Source organism: Candidatus Kurthia intestinigallinarum (assembly GCF_003991225.1).
Lineage (GTDB): Bacteria > Bacillota > Bacilli > Bacillales_A > Planococcaceae > Kurthia > Kurthia populi.
In genome coordinates this window covers 17,662-35,689 of the sequence record NZ_JTFC01000010.1, presented here as the reverse complement: position 1 = coordinate 35,689, position 18,028 = coordinate 17,662, and the positions used below count along the sequence as shown (strand labels likewise).

Here is an 18,028-nt window from a genome sequence, read left to right as displayed (position 1 = left end):
ATGAAAAAATTTCTACTAACAATCGCGATTTTATTTGTCGTTTGCCTTGGTGCGCTCTATGCACTTATGACAATTGACTTTAATCGTATGAATGCAGATCATTACTATTTACAAATTACGCAGGACGGGGAAGTATCGGAATCTCGTGCCTCAGACGGTAAAGTGTATAAGGATTATAATTACAAACTACCAGCCTACAATGAAGATGGCAAAGAACGTGAGCTTGAGTTTATGGCACAGAAAGATTTACGCAAAGATGCGTATTTAAAAATGTATGTGAAAAAAGATGGCGTATCGTCGTATGATGAAGTGAAGTTTGAGGAAATTCCTGAAAAAGCACAGGCTAAATTGAAGTAATGGAAGGAGGTTGCGAAAATGCAGCCTCTTTTTTAAATTTAATAGGAATATATGGCGGCGCTATGGCAAAAATCAAATTTACATGATGTGCTTTGTTGTTCATAGTTGCATTGCTAAATGAATGTATGTAAAAATCGAAGAAACGACAAAATAAGATTGGAGTATTCTAGTGATTGAAGAGTTGATTTTATCGTTAATCATGATGTTTAAAAGTCTCGGCTATTTTGGCGTGCTATTAGCATTATGCTTTGAATTTATTCCAGCAGAAATTGTGCTACCACTTGCAGGCTTTTGGGTCGCAAATGGCGAGTTTAATTATATCGGCATGGTACTAGCAGGGACAGTCGGGGGGACGCTTGGACCGCTGACACTGTATGCGCTTGGACGCTACGGTGGTCGCCCGCTCGTTGTGAAGTACGGCAAATATTTTTTAATTAATGAACGACAAGTAGATGCAGCAGACCGCTTCTTTGATAAATACGGTGCCGGTGTGGCATTCTTTGCGCGCTTTTTACCAATCGTGCGTACAGCGATTTCCGTACCGTGTGGCATGACAAAAATGAGTGTTTGGAAATTTTCGATTTATACGTTTTCTGCGATGCTACCAATTACAGCGCTCTATATTTATTTAGGCATGAAGCTCGGTGAAAACTGGGAAGAGGCGAGTGCATTATTCTCTGAATATATGACGCCTGTCATTATTGTCATTGTTATCGGCATTGTGATTTATGCAGGTATTAAATTGTATCAAAAGAAACGTCAAAAAGATGCGAATTTAATTCAAGTAAAAGAGCGTAATTAAGAAAAAGAGGCTATGACATACGTATAAAAAAACCTCTCCTATGAGCATAAGAAAAACCGGAATCGCGCTGTGGTGCGGTTCCGGTTTTTCGTTGCGAACGCTAAAAAAAATGACATGTTTTGTCCCAGCCTATTTTTTAAGGAAGTAACACAAAAATGGTCGTCCCTTTACCTCGTTCACTGCGGAGTACAACGCGACCACCATGTGCCTCGACAATATCACGCGCAATCGCCGTCCCAAGTCCGGTACCACGTGTATTTGTCGTATTCGTACCACGGTAATAGCGTTCGAAAATATTATTCAGCTCATCTTCAGGGATGCCTTTACCTGTATCTTGAATCATTATGCAGGCACGCATTGTGGATAACTTTTCATCGTCTAAAATTTCCTGTGGATAACTTTTTGAAACACTAACAGTTACATTGACCGCTTTATCATTGTGGATAAATGCATTATCAATAAAGTTTAATAATGCGCGTTTCATTAGCTTTTGGTCAATCGTTGTCATAATCACGTCATCCGCTACTTGATAGTCAAGTGAGCGCGCCACAAATGCCTCATCATTTAATACATCAATGACGATTTCACGACTAAAGGGTACGAGATTCGTTTCCTTTAATTGAAGCGGCAGGGCATTATTACGTAGCTTCATTGTTAAATTCAAATCGTCGAGTAGCTCTTTCATATAATGCGATTTTTGCGTAATAATCTGGCTGTATTCAGCGACCTCTTCAGGTGTATTGGCATATTCAAGTAGCTCTGCATAACCTTGAATGGATGCAAGTGGCGTTTTTAGGTCATGTGAAATATTACTAATCCATTCATCACGCATTTTCTCGTGCTGCTGCTGTGCTTTTTCATACATATCTAGCGTATTTGATAGCTCATTCATATTATCAAAAACTTCCTTATAAACACTGCTTTTCACTGGCATTTGTGTGAAGTTACGTTTGCGTAAAGTACTAATACCCTCGATTAATTGATGCAGTGGTTTTGTGAGCTTTTGACCGAAAAAGACGCCAATCAAGAGTGCAATTAAAATATCGACAAATAAAAACATGAGTAAGTAACGCCCAATTATGAGCGCGGCGGTTTGAATATCAAACGTAAAAACGCTACGCTGAACGTTTGAATTTTTAATACCAACAAAATAGCTTTGCCCCTTTTTTGTTTCACTAATATAAAGTGTCGTATCTGCGACAATGCGGTTTTTATAGTTATTAATTAATGCATTTGGACTGTAATGCTTTGGAAATTCCTTGGCAACCCGGTAGCGATAAATTTCATTACCATTATCATCAAGTACTTGTAGCCAGGCGTTTCGTTCATCAAGACGTTTTTTCCCTGCTGGTGAGAGAAAAATGGTTTCATTGCTACCAGAAATTTCATTCGCTAGCTGGCGCGTAAATTGCTCTGGTGTATTTTTGAATTGTTCTTGTGTGGCCTGATACCAAATAAGACTAATGCCAATAATCGTATTTACAACAAGGACGATAATGACGATGATAATGGTCGATAATAAAAAGCGACTCGCAATTTTCCAGCGCATCGTATCAGCTCCCTTGTACGAATTTATAGCCAAGTCCTTTTACAGTAATAATATGCTGTGGCTTTGAGGGCTCATCCTCGATTTTTTCACGCAGACGACGAATATGGACCATCATTGTATTGTCAGAGCCAAAAAAATTTTCACCCCACACACGTTCAAATAAGGTTTCCTTACTTAAAATTTGATTTGGGTGATGCATAAATAATGCCATCAAGCCCATTTCTTTAGCGGTTAAATCGAGTGCACGATTATTTTTCGTCACACTCGTTTCAGCGGCATCCATCGTGAAGGGCCCTACCTGAATGACTTGTGGCTCTTGCTCACGATAGCCGAGACGGCGTAGATGTGCCTTCACACGGTAAGCGACCTCTTTTGGGCTAAAAGGCTTTGTAATATAATCATCGCCGCCAATTGCAAGTCCGAGTAATTTATCAACTTCCTCATCTTTTGCAGACATGAATAAAATCGGAATATTGGATTCTTCGCGTACTTTTTTGCATAGCTCATACCCTTCGCCGTCTGGTAACATAATATCGAGCAGCATGAGAGAGGGACCTGCCTGCTTAAATTGAGTATAGCCCTCTGCTACCGAGCTTGCTGTGACGGTATGAGGCATGCCTTCTTTATGTAAAACACGTTCAAGTAATGATGCAATTTCAGGTTCATCATCAACAATTAAAATCGTATGCTCTGTCATCGTAATCCCACCTTTTTCTTCAGTATAGAGAAAGCGCCAAAAAAAATGAAACCTTTTGATAGATTTCGGGGTAAAGAATAATAACAACATGAATGGGGGAATTAGATGTTTAAGAAAATGGCTTCAGATGCGTTAGGTTTATCAGATATTGGGATTGTCGTACCAAGAGAGGATTTCGATAAAACGGAATCAGATGATTTTGTAAAACATGAAAAACAGGAAAAAATCTATTTTCTAATTAAAACAAAATCCGATGAGTACTGCTTCACAAACCTAGCATTAATTCACGTTGATGGTACGAGTGCGATGAGTAAAAAGCGTACCCTTCGTCGCTATGACTATGAGACAACAACCTTTACAGATGTGACACTTGAAACAGCCGGTACAATTGATTTAGATGTAGAAATTAAATTTACCGTAGCGGGTGTGCCGGTGTCGATCGACATTCATAAAAAATTCGATACAGAAATTAAAGATTTATATAAAGCATTACATGAGATTTCAACAATCATGTATAATAACACGATTAAAATGGAATACGCACAGCAGAGTTTAAATTTAGCGGCTTCTGCGGTAGGGCGTAACAGCTCTGCGGGTACGGTGACGCCTTCGCAGTCATTTGAGCAAATTACACGCTTTTCAAATAGCTGGTTAGTCGAGCATAAAAAGGAATACAAACGCGTGGACTACGGCGATGTGTTTGAGTTGTACATTAATCAATAACCTAAAAAAGAAGGCATCGTGCCAAAGCGCGGTGCCTTCTTTTTTTATGATTCTATCGGTGTTTTTTTCTCGTAACTAAAGATGGCGATGATGCCATAAAGCAAGATAAATAAAATGATGAGACCCGGCCATTCAATCGAAATGCGATCAAAGTAGGGCAAAACAAACCGATGGAAAAGGCCAATTGAAATGACCATTTGTACGATAATACTTAAAAGATCCACAAGTGTCGTAATTTGAATCTTAAATGCTGCAAGAATAAATAACGTTAAAAAATCGAGTGCAAATACTAAAATTACAAGTAATAAAATAAATCCGCCAAAATACGTTATATCATGCCAAAAAGATTCGAATAAATCGATATGGGCAAAATCAAATTTTGCAAGAATGTTGTAGAGACCGAACATTACGAATAACGGAATGAATACGATCGCGCCAACAAATAATACGAGCCCTAGTAAAATAATGACTAGTGCCGACCAACCATTTAGACGAATTTTGAAATTTTTGTTCTTCAATGTAAAATCCCTTCTCATATGTAAATGTCCCAGTTGTTAGTGCAATAATTTCTATTATAGAACAGACTTCAAAACATTGCACATTTGAGATTTAGCTTAGCATGTTTTGTCTTTAGCTGAGAATACCTAAAATTAAGCTATCTCAACGTATAAAAATTTGAGCGAACAATGAACCATTCAACAATTGGGGTGAAATACGTTATAGTTAGAACAACTAAAATGAAATGGTGGAGAATATGAAAAGCTTTTATCAATGGAGTGTCATTTGTTTTTTAGCGGTTTGTAGTGTGTTCTTTATGACATCACAAGCAAGCGCAAAGGAACAGACGGCCATTGTGATATATAATGATGCAACAGGATTAGCGAACATTCAACAGAACCATAGAGGGATAGAGAATCATTATGAAAACTTAAAGACAGTTGAAGGTGATTTTACAGCAACACAGCTGAAACAATTGAAGAAAGATCCACATATTGCGCTCGTTGAAACACGTGATATCGAGCTCAACACGCTTAGTGAGGATATCCCTTGGAATTTAGCATTATTAAATACTACGTATGCATGGAGTCATGATTTAACGGCGGGAAATATGAAAGTAGGGATGCTCGATACAGGTGTTAACTGGCAATCAGGCTTAGAAAAAGTACATCGTATCACCCTCGTTGATAGTGATGCATACCGAGATATTCGAAATCACGGAACGATGGTCGCAAATATTTTAGCCTCAACGAATGAATATTTACCAGGCATTGCGCCGAATATGGATTTATATAGTATTAAAATTTTTGATGATGACAATGAAGCCTCTGTATCTGACTTTTTAGCAGGTATTGATTGGGCGATTGATAATGACTTAGACGTATTAAATATGTCGCTTGGCACAAAAAAGGATTATCAATTGCTACATAATGCGGTACAAGCTGCTGAAAAAGCAGGCATCACGATGGTCGCTGCGGCTGGGAATGACTATTCGAAAAAACCCATTAATTATCCCGCAGCCTATAAGGAAGTTATCGCAGTAGGCGCAATTAATAAGGAAAAAGAACATGCTGATTTTTCAAATGGGGGTAAGGAACTCGAATTTGTTGCACCAGGTGAAAAAATACCGAGCCTAACAAATAAATTGTATAGTGGTACATCTTTTGCGGTACCACATGTCACGGCGAGAATCGCAACACTCAAGCAGCAGTATCCTACATGGTCGACAGCAAAGCTTCGTAGCTATTTACGTAATTATACCGAGGATTTAGGGAGTGCCGGGCGAGATAATCTATATGGCTACGGACTTATCTCGTATACATTACAAGCACCTCAACCCCTTAGTACATTAAAGACAGATTATATCGGAAAAAATGAGGTGCGTATTCAGTACAGTATGCCGAAAAATGTCACGGTGCCGATTGCTAAATATGAGCTATATGTTGATGGGAAACGTGTGAAAACAACAACAAATACGACGTATAGAATTACGAAGCTTAAAACGAATTCTAAGCATAAAATCGAAGTGATACCGGTGAGTACGGCAGGCAAGAAAGCGAAAAAGGCAAAGGGCATTGTTGTGCGTACCGCAAAAAAGACGGCTTCTAAAGAATACCTTGATCGTCATAAAAAATCGATGCAGTCCTTATTTTCGAATTTAGCAAAAGCAGATATGCGCGATGATTATTCAAAGCTATATAGTTTAAGCGATGAATTAAGTCAGTCGAAGCGTAAAAAAATGCGTACTGCCGCTACAAAAAAACATGCCGTTGTTTTATCAAAGGATAAAACGACGGCATCGTTTGTGAAAGTGAGTAATTTGAATAAAATGCCTGCAAAGGGATATAGCGATATTAAATTTTCGACGGCATTAAAATCGGTTAAATCATCGAGCTATCGATTGAAACGAAGCGGGGCAACCGTATCTGGCTATAAGGTCAGTAAAGTTGATAGTAAGATACTTCGCTTAAAGCTACCAGCGAATGCGAAGCCCGGGCGCTATGCCTTCGTGCTCGAACGTAATAACGTAAAAACGACGAAAAACAAAATGATTGATAAGCATATCATCATTTATTTTGAACTTTAAAATACATCCCTTAATATTCTTCTAGAAACAGCGCAGGCGCATTTATTTATTTTTATTAAAAAAACACGTTCAAAAATGATACTTTGAACGTGTTTTTTCGTTTATATTGGCCTCGTATTTAACTTATGAAAGTTTTTGAATGAAGACAACTTTTAAATAGTTGAACTCAGGGAATTCACGTGTTGCACGGAAATCTTTTGGTAAGCCAAATTGTTCAACGATTTTATATTTAGTATTTGTGTCTTTAAATGCTTGGTCTACGAATGATTTGAATTTCTTCATACCAAAGCTTGCATTGTTTGTTGAAGCGACGATGAAGCCTTTTTTCTCTGTAATCGCAATCGCATCTTTTAATAATTTTGGATAGTCTTTTGCGGTAGAGAATGTCATTTTTTTCGTACGTGCGAAGCTTGGTGGATCTAATACAACTAAATCGAATTTCATTTCATGGCGCGCTGCATATTTGAAGTAGTGGAACACGTCCATTACTTTAATATCTTGCTCTTCAAAATCGATACCATTGATTGAAAACTGTTCGATTGTTTTGCCTAGACTACGAGAAGCTAAGTCTACGCTTGTTGTTTTGTTTGCGCCGCCGATTGCAGCTGCAACAGAGAAAGCACCTGTGTATGAGAATGTATTTAACATATTTGTGCCAGCCGCATATTTATCACGAATCGTACGACGTACATCGCGTTGGTCTAAGAAAATACCTGTCATTGCACCGTCATTTAAATCGACTGCGTAGTTGATGCCATTTTCTTTAATGATGATTGGGAAATCGCCAGGTGTACCTGCTACAAAATCATCTTGTTCCATATACATGCCTTTCGTATCGAAACGTTTTTTCTCATATAATGCATGGAATTGTGTAAGCTCTGTTAATGCTTCGATAACAAATTCACGGAATGAATAAATACCTGCGCTATACCAGCTCATCATGTAATAGCCATCAAAGTAGTCAATTGTTAAACCACCGATGCCATCGCCTTCGCCATTAAAAACGCGGAAGGCATTTGTATCGTCATTGTTGAAGAAGTCTTTACGTAGTGCAAGTGCCTTGTTAATTTTTTTTGTAAAGAATGCTTGGTCTAATTCTTGGTCTTCTTTTGTCGATAGTACCCAGCCAATTCCTTTATTTTGATTGCCGTGATAGCCTTTACCAATAAAGCGCTTGTGGTGGTCGACTACTTCGATAATATCGCCTTCTTCTAAACGGGCCATATCCGCATCTGTTACTGCTTTACGTAGAACAAGTGGATAGCCTTTCTTTAAATCTCCAGCGTACTCGGGGTCAATCGTTAATGTAATAGTTTCTCGCATAATGTCATCCTTCATTTTTAAGTTTCTTCTATTATCTCATGTTTCAAATAATAAAGCGATGTTACAGAAAAGTATTCTCGTGTCATATTTCTTAATTGATTTGTAAACATACTGTCGTTGTATGACAAGGGTTATTATCCTAGAATTAGTATTAGTTAATAATAAGAAAATAATAAAAAACATTTTAAATATCAAAAATATACTAAAGAATATGGAGATTAACTTTGAAGAAAATTCTAGCAACAACAATGGCAGCAGCAGTAGGTTTAGGGACAGTCACGAGCATCGATTTAACGCAAGCAAGCGCAGCAACATCACAAGCAACGAAGGTGTCAGGTACATATGTGACGACAGCTACGAAAAATGTTTACTACCGCGCAGCATCTAAAAAAGTCGGCACAGTTTCAAAGAGTAAAAAAATTAAACTTACACATAAACGTACTGTAAATGGTAAAACATGGTACAAAATTTCTTACAATGGTGGGAAACGAGGCTGGATTGTTGGAGCTAATATTAAACGCTTAACAGTCTCTAGTGCATCAACATATAAGAAAACATTCGTAACGAAAAAAGCGAAAAACTACTATAACTTAGCAGGTGGACATAATAAACGCTTAGGTACACTTGCATCAGGTAAAAAGATTACTACTTCTTATTACCGCACAGTAAATGGTGCTGGCTGGGTAAAAGTGAATGGCTACGGCTGGACACCAAAATCAAATTTAAAATCATATGTATCACAAACATCAAACTCATCATCATATGATAAATTAACATCATACGGTGCACAGTTCTTAGGTGTTCCTTATGTATGGGGTGGATCGACTCCAAATGGCTTTGACTGCTCTGGCTTCACAAGCTATGTGTATAAAAAAGTGTTAGGCAAAACGATTCCACGCACGTCAGCAGCACAATACACAGCTTCAAAAAAGATTTCAAAATCACAGCTTAAAAAAGGTGATTTAGTATTCTTCAACACATCAGGTGGCGGTGTATCACATGTTTCAATCTACGCAGGGAATAATAAACTACTTCATGCGGCAGGAAACAGTGTAAAATATTCAAACCTTTATGATGGTTACTGGGATAAACGTATCGTTGGTTATGGTACATTCCGTTAATTGTAAAAATAAGATATAGTTTAAAAAAAAGAAGGCATCGCGCAAACTCGCGATGTCTTCTTTTTTTTAGTTTTCTTCTAAAGCCGCTGTCGCTAATTTTGTAATCGTCATATCGTCCATTGGTGGATTATGAAGTCCAGCACGCACATCGCGATAATAGCGATTAAGTGGATTGCTTGTCTTTAAGCTCTGAGCGCCAACAATACGCATCGCAATATCGACAATATCAAGTGCATTATTCACAACAACATGTTTCGCTGCACCTAACAGGCCTGCCGCATAGTCATGTGTTTTCGGGTCCTCAAATTTTTGTGCCACATCATATAAGAAATGGCGAGATGTTGTAAGCTTCAATTCCATCTGACCAATTTTTTCCTGAATATGAGGGAGCTGACCAATCGGGAAATCTAAGCTATTTGGTTTATACGTACGCGCAAATTCAAGCGCATGATCGCGAGCCGCTTGCGCAATGCCTAAATAAACAGCTGGAATATGCAGTGCCCAGCCATTTCCCTTTGCGCCGCGCGGTTTATTGTTCAGTTCAACGAGCGCATCTTCTGGTAAGACGACATCATCAAAAATTAAATCATGGCTTGCTGTACCGCGCATGCCCATCATATCCCATGTTTCTTTAATCGTTAACCCATTACTTTGTTGTGGAATTAAGAAAAAGCCGATTGATTCTTTTTCAGGAATCCATGCAGAAGTAATATAATGTGTCGTTGCATAAGATAGAGATGCGAAACTTTTATGGCCATTTACATGCCACTGCCCGTCACTAAATATCGCATTTGTGCCAGGGCGTCCACCACGTGTGGGGCTCCCTGTAATGACCTCGCTTAAAATACGATTTGTTAGAGCGCGCTCATTCACGATTTTTTTTGCGAAATCTTCTAAATGCGCATCATCCCACAGTTTTTTATCATATAAATCACCAACAATACCAAGATGCCAGCCGATCGATAAAGCCGTTGCCGCATCAAAGCTTGCGAGTGTTTCTTGGAATAAAATCATATCGTAAATACCAAAGCCAAGTCCACCGTATGCTGCTGGTAGCGTGACTTTGTTATAGCCAATGTTTAATAAATCTTCGAAGTTTTCAGCGGGGAAACTATTTTCTAAATCGGCCTTTGCACCGCGTTCCTCGATGTTTCTTTTTAGTGTATGTAATTGTGTAATCATCGCTTGCTGATTGTCATTTTTAATAAAAGCATTAAGTGCAGCCATATAAAGCATCTCCTTAAAACATAGTTTGTTAGTAAGAATTAAATTGAATACTTTCATCATACAGATAATAGTCAGAAAAATCCATCAGCTAATTAAGAACATAAAAAAAGGAACTACCTAAGCAGTTCCTTTTCTATATAATGTTATGCTTCTGTTGAAGAAACGATTTCTGAAATAACGATTTGGCTGCCTAGCATTGGTGAACCAGCTTCTGGGCCACCATGTTTTGGAGCTGCTTCGCCTTCTTTTGGTTCTGGACGTTTGTGTGCAGCTTTGAAAGCATCACTTTCACGCCATACTTTAAAGTCTTCTAATGATTCCCAGAACATATTAACGCTCATTTCATCATAGTCTTCAAAGTCGCGTGCAACAGCTACCTCTGTTTTCACGAATCCTTTAAAATCTTTTAAGCCTTCATTTGCTGTGAAACGTGGCGCCATTTTTTCTGCAAAACCTTTTTTAACTTGAATGCGGTTTGTTACGATAAACATAAATTGCCACTCCTTTAGTTATAAATATACTATACAGTAAAAATCCTATATTATTTTCGATATTGTTGCAATGAAAAAGCGCCATTCTTTTTGGGGGAAGAATGGCGCTTTTTACAATTAAGGAGAGTTCTACTTTTGGGTGTGCGTTATGTGTAAAATATAAAGTCATTTGGGGAACGACCTTCAACATAATGTAGAACCATGCACGGTACTAGTATGAGCGATACTAGCAAGGCGATAAGAATACAGGGGGACTAATTCCTAATATTCTAATCTATCTCAATTATAAAACAGGTAAGGATTTCCATCAATACAAATTGGATATTTATAGGAAAAGATACGATGAAAGTCTAAAAAATGACAGTTAATTAAATAATTAAGTACTTGCTATATTGCTTACATTAGGTAAAAAGGGTATGTTAAAATGCGTATAAGTCACAAAAAATTGAGGTCTACAATGAAAAAATATACAACGTTTAAATTGCAATATTTAATTATGGGTGTTGCCTTTTTAGCGGTGTTTTTAACGTCGTTGGTAAGTATTTGGAGTGGTTATCGTATGAACGAAAAGACACTCACAGAAAATACACTTGAAACCCATCGAGTATATGCTGAGAAGCTTGCATCAAGTGCAAATGGTTATTTAGAGGAAACATTTAAGTTATTAAATGTAAATGCGACTGAGATGAGTGCTTATATGGATGACGGAGAACGATTAGAACGCAAGGCGGATTTATTACGCCGCGGCTCGACCGCTTTTAATTCCATTATTGTAATGAATGCAAAAGGAAAAATCATTGCTACTTCGCCGCAGTCACTAAATTTAAAAGGAATTAAGGTGACATCTAGGGCGTCGAAAAAAGCGCTTGAAGAACGAAAACCAATGATTTCAAAGCCGTATAAAACAACGACTTCCGGGCGTGAAATCATCTTTATTTCGACACCAATTTATGATGCCAATAATCGCTTTTTAGGTGTGTTAGGTGGCACGATTTATCTAAAAGAAAATAATGTCTTAAACCAATTGCTTGGCAAGCATCCGTATGAGGATGGCTCGTATGCGTATGTTGTCGATGCGGACGGTCAAATTATTTATCATGAAGATAAGACACGTATTGGCGATAATGTGATGAAAAATACGGTCGTTAAAAAAATGCTAACGACCGATTCAGAGACAGGGGCCGAACGCGTTGTAAATACGAAAAATACAGATATGCTCGTAGGCTATGCGAAGATGGAAATTAGCGGCTGGGGTGTTATTACACAGCGCCCAACGGAACTAGCATTAGCACCAGCAGGTGAAATGGTCAATCATATGATGCTTGTTGGATTGCCTTTATTATTGTTAGCTTTAGTAATTGTCATTATGCTTGCACGTAAAATCGCAAAGCCACTGCAGGAACTTGCGGATATTACAGTGGTAGACCGCGATGAGGCGGATGCTGCGCAGAAAAACTTCCAAAGTGTCACGGCTTGGTATTATGAGGCAATTCAATTAAAGCAATCGCTGATGTCGAGCTTCTCACATTTACACAACCAAGTGCATTTTTTCCGAGACCAATCGGCAACTGATGCGCTAACAGGACTGACGAATCGTCGTACCATTGATGAGTTAATGAATAGCTGGCATATTGAGCAGCGTATGTATTCGCTTATTTTAATTGATATTGATAAATTTAAATCAATTAATGACACCTATGGGCATGGCGTGGGGGATGAGGTACTACAGTTTTTAGCACGCAAAATGGAGAATGTCGCACGTAGTGAAGATGTATGCTGCCGCTATGGCGGAGAAGAGTTCGTGATTTTACTACCGAATACACCGAGTGATATTGCGATGACAATGGCGGAGCTACTGCGTCAGGATGTAGAATCAACGGCTGCACCGCATGCCATTCAGGTGACATTGTCAGCAGGTGTAGCGACATTTCCAGTGGATGCACATCATCCGAAACAATTACTTGAAAAGGCAGATGATGCGCTCTATTATGCAAAAGAACATGGCAGGAACCAAGTTATCCTAGCTAAATAGTCATATCTCACAAAATACGTTAATTGATTAACTGGCATAATAATGGTAACAAAATAGACAATTTTTTCGGATTATTTTAACGATCATCTCTTTTTTAAATATCCATTTCATTTGAAAATGTGTAACATGTGAAAGAGAGGTGGAAATGATGAATCGCGAAGAAATTATTCAAATTGTTTCGGAAAAGATCAAGCTTATACGTACAGAAAACAGTTACACACAAGACCAAATGGCGGATATTGTGGGTATTTCAAAAAAGACACTCGTGCAAATCGAAAAACAACGAATTGCCTGTGGGTGGAATGTGGCTGTAACGATCTGTGCGTTATTTAGAGACAGCACAATTTTACAAAACGTAATGGGTGGCGATCCACTCGAAGTAATTGAACTAACTGCGCATGATTGCATTACTCGACCAATGAAAACAACACCAAATACGAATGTATGGTGGAAAACGCTTGAAGAAACGACTGCGTATCGTTTACAGCAAAATCTTTTAAGTCATCATTATCGTATTGTAGATACAGAAGGATTCCGCATCTTCACAAGCTTCGATGAACCACTGACGCGTGACCATTACGCAAAAATTCAGTAGTCTTGCATCATTGATTGAACGATTCAATTTAAGAGCAAATAGCAAAAAGGAAATATTAGAAAAGAGCGTTAGGTGATTGGGATGAATCATCTGGCCCTCTTTTTCTTTTTGCTAAAAAGGGGCATAATGAAAATGAAATAACAATTTGAGGTGACAGAATGTACTATTTAAGCATGATTTTCTTTCAAGTCGTTGCGCCCATTTTGCTATTACTTGTATTAGGTGGCGTTATTCAAAAACGATTTCAATTTAATTTAAAAGCATTATCAAATTTGGTGACATTTTGTTTAATGCCCGCTGCGATTTTTTTAAATATTTATGAAACAGAAGTTGATGCGGCGGTACTCGGAAAAATTCTTCTTTATTTATTCACGTTTATTTTCTCACTCATGCTAATTAGTAATTTACTCGTGAAAATCCTGCGCTTAGAAGGAGCGAAGGCGGCAGTATTTAAAAATAGCATCGTCCTTATGAACTCCGGAAACTACGGCTTGCCCGTAAGTCAGATGGTTTTTAGTACACAACCTCTTGGGACGGCGATTCAAATTATTACGATTGTCGTTCAAAACTTAACGACCTATACGTATGGTTTATACAATTTGATTGCAACTTCAAAAAAAGGGCTTGATATTTTACGTGATATTATTAAATTACCGATTGTTCATGCACTTATTTTAGGCTCGATTATGAATTATTTTGATATTCCGCTACCACAGTTCGTTAGTATTCCACTGAATCATGTAGCAGATTCCTTTATTGCGATTGCACTTATTACCTTAGGGGCACAGCTCGCGAAAATTAAAATGAAAACATTGTTTAATAAGATGCTGTATTTAAGCTGCTTTGGTCGTCTGATTTTAGGACCTTCTGTGGCAATGGTGCTCATTTATTTATTCCGGTTTGACGGCATTGTGGCGCAGTCACTGCTCATTGCGAGTTCATTCCCGACATCACGAAATAGCTCCTCTCTTGCACTTGAATATGATGTGGAGCCGGATTTAGCAGCGCAAACAGTGCTTGTGACAACGATTGTCAGCTGCTTGACCGTTACAATTGTGATTTATATGGCTCGTTTATTGTATCCAGTTTAAATTTGTCTAATTGGTTATTGTGTAGTAAAATATGGCTAAATAATGAAAGGAGGCCGTTATTCGATGAAGAAAAAACTAGTATTCGTGTTGACGGCGTGCATTCTTGTACTCACAGCATGTGGTCCAAACGATAACGAATCGAATGATGACCGAGACCGTAATTATTACGCATCAACAACTGTAAATGACAACGACAGCTTATAATTTTTTATAATAGATGGGGCTGGGACATATGTGTTAAAATCACCGCTCCTATGAATAGAAGAAAAACCGGAATCGTGCTGTAGCGCGGTTCCGGTTTTTCGTTATGAACGTAAAAAAAAGAGAAGTAGCCAAAGCCACTTCTCTTTTATAGACGGATAATTGTCGGATTATCTAGTGTCTAGAAGTATTTGATTTCTTTATTTAGGTCGATTGAATTGATATCGATGCCTAAAGCTTTTGCAACACCTTCACCATAAGCTGGATCCGCTTTATGGCAGTGGATGATGTGGCGTTCTTTAATGAAGTCTTCTACGCCATTCATTTCTGCAGCAGTGTTGTTGAATAATTGTTGTTTTTGGTCGTCATTCATTAAGTTGAATAATTTACCTGGTTGCTCGAAGTAGTTATTATCATCTTCGCGGAAGTCATAGATATCAGCAGGTCCATCAAGTTGTAATGCAGGGTCTTTGTATTCTGGTTGACCATGTAATGCACCGTAGCTGTTTGGATAGTAAGTGATTGCAGAACCACGGTTACCATCTGCACGACCTTGACCATCGCGGTGGTATACCATGAATGGACATTTTGGTGCGTTTACAGGAATTTGGTGATGGTTCACGCCTAAACGGTAACGTGTTGCATCTTGGTAGCCGAATAAACGAGCTTGTAGCATACGGTCAGGTGAGAATGAGATACCTGGTACAACGTTTGATGGCGCGAAAGCAGCTTGCTCAACATCAGCGAAGTAGTTTTCAGGGTTACGGTTTAATTCGAATTCACCAACTTCGATTAGTGGGTACTCAGATTTGTACCAAACTTTTGTTAAATCGAATGGGTTATCTTTATGGTTGCGCGCTTGTTCTTCTGTCATAACTTGGATGAACATTTTCCATTTAGGGAAGTCACCTTTTTCGATTGAATCGAATAAGTCACGTTGTGAAGATTCACGGTCAGAAGCGATGATTGCACCAGCTTCTTCGTTTGTAAGGTTTTCGATACCTTGTTGTGTACGGAAGTGGAATTTCACATATACGCGTTCGTTTTCAGCGTTGATGAATGAATAGGTGTGAGAACCGAATCCATGCATATGGCGGTAACCATTTGGAATACCACGGTCAGACATAACGATTGTTACTTGGTGTAATGCTTCAGGTAACATTGTCCAGAAATCCCAGTTAGAATTTGCATTATGCATATTCGTTTTAGGGTCACGTTTTACAACGTGGTTTAAGTCTGGGAAGTGTAATGGGTCACGGAAGAAAAATACAGGTGTGTTGTTACCAACCATATCCCAGTTACCTTCTTCAGTGTAGAATTTCAATGCGAAACCGCGGATATCACGTTCAGCATCAGCAGCACCACGTTCACCAGCTACTGTAGAGAAACGCGCGAACATCTCTGTTTGTTTACCTACTTCAGAGAAGATTTTTGCTTTTGTATATTTTGTAATATCATTTGTAACAGTAAATGTACCGAATGCACCTGAACCTTTTGCATGCATACGACGTTCTGGAATTACTTCACGGTTAAAGTTTGCTAATTTTTCAATTAAGAATACGTCTTGTAATAAAACTGGTCCACGACGGCCAGCTGTTTGTGTATTATCATGTGATACGACTGGAGCACCAGTGATGGTCGTTAACTTTTCATTGTTATTGTTCGTCATTCATATTGCCTCCCATATGTTTAATCATCTCTTCAATCATTACTATAACAGAAGTTATTTAGAATGAAAAGTAAATAATAATTATTATTGTTTAGAAATTATGATAGTTAAGTGAAAAATGTGCAAATCGACATTTCTCCTTATTATAATAGGTCAACATTAATTTATACCCTTTTAATGTGCAAAAAAACATTTGAAATGATTAAAAATCGCTATTTTTCTTTTAAAATAAATTAAGTGATTTTCTCATTAACATCATAAAAATAGTGATAATAAGTGCTCTAATTGATAATTATTGTTTTTTTAAAGTTAAAAATCTAGAAGTATGCGAAAGGCAAATGTCCATTTGTGACAACTTCTTTACATGGATATAAAATACATATTTTTTGCGAGGAAGAAAGATTGTACAATCAACAACAGAGTGCACATTATTAAGACAGACTTATTTTAGGGAAGTGAAGATGTTGTTAGAACAAGTACGAATCTTTTTAGAACAATACACAGCGGAAAATAAACTAGCACAGTCGTATGTTGAAGAGCGTTTACAGCAATTCACAGCTGCAGGAGCTGTCGATTACACAATAGAAGAAATGGATTACGCGCTAAAGCTTGCATGGCGTAATAGTAACAAATGCATTGGTCGTCTTTTCTGGAAATCATTGCATACATTTGACCGACGACATTTAAAGACAGTACAAGAAATCTATGAGGCGTTACTGGCGCATATTGACTACGCGACAAATGGTGGGAAAATTCGTTCGACGATTTCAGTCTTTGATCCAAGTGTGCGCATTTGGAATCATCAGCTTATTCGTTATGCTGGTTATAAAACAGCAAATGAGATTATTGGAGATCCAGCCTCTGTTGAATTCACGCAGAAATGCCAAGAGCTTGGTTGGCAAGGTGCGGGTGGTCGTTTTGATGTTTTACCACTTGTTATACAAGTAGGGGATGCGGCACCCGTCGTTTTTGATATTCCAAAGACGCATATTTTAGAAGTAGAGCTACGTCACCCGACGCTTGAATGGTTCCGTGAGCTTGGCTTGAAATGGTATGCTGTACCGATGATTTCAGATATGAAGGTTGAAATTGGCGGATTAGATTTTGTATCCGTTCCGTTTAATGGCTGGTATATGGGCACAGAAATTGGTGCTCGAAATCTGGCCGATTCAGAACGCTACAATATGCTACCGATTATTGCAGAGAAGATGGGCCTTGATACGTCTAAAAATATGACGCTTTGGCAGGACTACGCACTTGTCGAATTAAATCGTGCGGTATTGTATTCATATAAGGAAGACGGCGTATCGATTGTCGACCATCATACGGCGGTTGAACAGTTTCTTCTATTTGAAAAACAGGAGCAACAGGCAGGGCGTGAGGTGACAGGCAACTGGGCGTGGCTTTTACCACCGATGTCCCCAGCGACAGCGGCGATTTATCATCGCCCGATGGACAATACAAAACATAAGCCGTTTTATCGTTATCAACAAGCACCTTATCAAAATAGGTAAAAAGATTCATTTTTAGGAAAAAGGACCGAAAATATTTAAAAATGTGAAAAAA

Annotated in this window: 17 protein-coding genes; 10 read left to right on the top strand and 7 right to left on the bottom strand. The window is 38.3% G+C overall.

Translation table 11 applies throughout. The annotated features are described in order from the left end of the window. Both QI30_RS03490 and QI30_RS03485 read left to right on the top strand, forming a co-directional pair. Positions 1 to 357, top strand: a complete 357-nt coding sequence (locus tag QI30_RS03490) for a YxeA family protein (protein WP_126989566.1) — start codon at positions 1 to 3, stop codon at positions 355 to 357. Between the two features lie 169 nt (positions 358 to 526). Further along, on the top strand, positions 527 to 1,159 hold the full coding sequence (locus QI30_RS03485) for a DedA family protein (protein ID WP_199754631.1): 633 nt from the start codon (positions 527 to 529) through the stop codon (positions 1,157 to 1,159). 136 nt (positions 1,160 to 1,295) lie between these two features. On the opposite strand, the gene QI30_RS03480 is transcribed toward QI30_RS03485, so the two are convergent. After that, positions 1,296 to 2,708, bottom strand: a complete 1,413-nt coding sequence (locus QI30_RS03480; protein WP_126989565.1) for a sensor histidine kinase — start codon at positions 2,706 to 2,708, stop codon at positions 1,296 to 1,298. A 4-nt stretch (positions 2,709 to 2,712) separates the two neighbouring features. After that, entirely contained in the window at positions 2,713 to 3,405 is a 693-nt protein-coding gene (locus QI30_RS03475) for a response regulator transcription factor (protein ID WP_126989564.1), read from the bottom strand. A 105-nt stretch (positions 3,406 to 3,510) separates the two neighbouring features. Between QI30_RS03475 and QI30_RS03470 the strand changes: the two genes are divergently transcribed. After that, entirely contained in the window at positions 3,511 to 4,128 is a 618-nt protein-coding gene (locus QI30_RS03470; protein ID WP_126989563.1) for a PH domain-containing protein, read from the top strand. Between the two features lie 44 nt (positions 4,129 to 4,172). On the opposite strand, the gene QI30_RS03465 is transcribed toward QI30_RS03470, so the two are convergent. Beyond that, entirely contained in the window at positions 4,173 to 4,646 is a 474-nt protein-coding gene (locus QI30_RS03465; protein WP_126989562.1) for a hypothetical protein, read from the bottom strand. A gap of 236 nt (positions 4,647 to 4,882) precedes the next feature. Here QI30_RS03465 and QI30_RS03460 point away from each other — a divergent pair, with 236 nt between their 5' ends. Continuing rightward, a complete protein-coding gene (locus QI30_RS03460; protein WP_158620951.1) occupies positions 4,883 to 6,712 on the top strand; it encodes a S8 family peptidase in 1,830 nt (609 codons plus the stop codon). 123 nt (positions 6,713 to 6,835) lie between these two features. Here QI30_RS03460 and QI30_RS03455 read toward each other — a convergent pair whose 3' ends face one another. Beyond that, entirely contained in the window at positions 6,836 to 8,035 is a 1,200-nt protein-coding gene (locus QI30_RS03455; protein ID WP_126989560.1) for a class I SAM-dependent rRNA methyltransferase, read from the bottom strand. A 224-nt stretch (positions 8,036 to 8,259) separates the two neighbouring features. Here QI30_RS03455 and QI30_RS03450 point away from each other — a divergent pair, with 224 nt between their 5' ends. After that, the gene (locus QI30_RS03450) at positions 8,260 to 9,156 is read left to right on the top strand and encodes an NlpC/P60 family protein (protein WP_126989559.1); all 897 of its coding nucleotides are present in this window, start codon (positions 8,260 to 8,262) and stop codon (positions 9,154 to 9,156) included. Between the two features lie 66 nt (positions 9,157 to 9,222). On the opposite strand, the gene QI30_RS03445 is transcribed toward QI30_RS03450, so the two are convergent. Both QI30_RS03445 and QI30_RS03440 read right to left on the bottom strand, forming a co-directional pair. Next, entirely contained in the window at positions 9,223 to 10,383 is a 1,161-nt protein-coding gene (locus QI30_RS03445) for an acyl-CoA dehydrogenase family protein (protein ID WP_126989558.1), read from the bottom strand. A 143-nt stretch (positions 10,384 to 10,526) separates the two neighbouring features. After that, complete coding sequence (locus QI30_RS03440) at positions 10,527 to 10,874, bottom strand: heme oxygenase (protein ID WP_126989557.1); 348 nt, start codon at positions 10,872 to 10,874, stop codon at positions 10,527 to 10,529. Positions 10,875 to 11,331: 457 nt separating this feature from the next. Here QI30_RS03440 and QI30_RS03435 point away from each other — a divergent pair, with 457 nt between their 5' ends. The 4 genes from QI30_RS03435 to QI30_RS20310 all read left to right on the top strand — a co-directional run bounded on the left by QI30_RS03435 (position 11,332) and on the right by QI30_RS20310 (position 14,796). Next, entirely contained in the window at positions 11,332 to 12,906 is a 1,575-nt protein-coding gene (locus tag QI30_RS03435) for a sensor domain-containing diguanylate cyclase (protein WP_126989556.1), read from the top strand. 148 nt (positions 12,907 to 13,054) lie between these two features. Next, a complete protein-coding gene (locus tag QI30_RS03430; RefSeq protein ID WP_186439700.1) occupies positions 13,055 to 13,501 on the top strand; it encodes a helix-turn-helix transcriptional regulator in 447 nt (148 codons plus the stop codon). A gap of 158 nt (positions 13,502 to 13,659) precedes the next feature. After that, positions 13,660 to 14,592 carry an AEC family transporter gene (locus QI30_RS03425; RefSeq protein WP_126989554.1) on the top strand — a complete coding sequence of 311 codons (933 nt, stop codon included), beginning with the start codon at positions 13,660 to 13,662 and terminating at the stop codon, positions 14,590 to 14,592. 63 nt (positions 14,593 to 14,655) lie between these two features. Next, the gene (locus QI30_RS20310) at positions 14,656 to 14,796 is read left to right on the top strand and encodes a hypothetical protein (protein WP_158620950.1); all 141 of its coding nucleotides are present in this window, start codon (positions 14,656 to 14,658) and stop codon (positions 14,794 to 14,796) included. 178 nt (positions 14,797 to 14,974) lie between these two features. Here the strand turns inward: QI30_RS20310 and QI30_RS03420 are convergent, their stop codons facing one another. Beyond that, the gene (locus tag QI30_RS03420; RefSeq protein WP_126989553.1) at positions 14,975 to 16,462 is read right to left on the bottom strand and encodes a catalase; all 1,488 of its coding nucleotides are present in this window, start codon (positions 16,460 to 16,462) and stop codon (positions 14,975 to 14,977) included. Positions 16,463 to 16,923: 461 nt separating this feature from the next. Between QI30_RS03420 and QI30_RS03415 the strand changes: the two genes are divergently transcribed. Then, positions 16,924 to 17,976: a nitric oxide synthase oxygenase gene (locus tag QI30_RS03415; RefSeq protein ID WP_126989552.1), complete on the top strand. Its 1,053-nt coding sequence runs from the start codon at positions 16,924 to 16,926 to the stop codon at positions 17,974 to 17,976. Positions 17,977 to 18,028 lie beyond the last annotated feature (52 nt).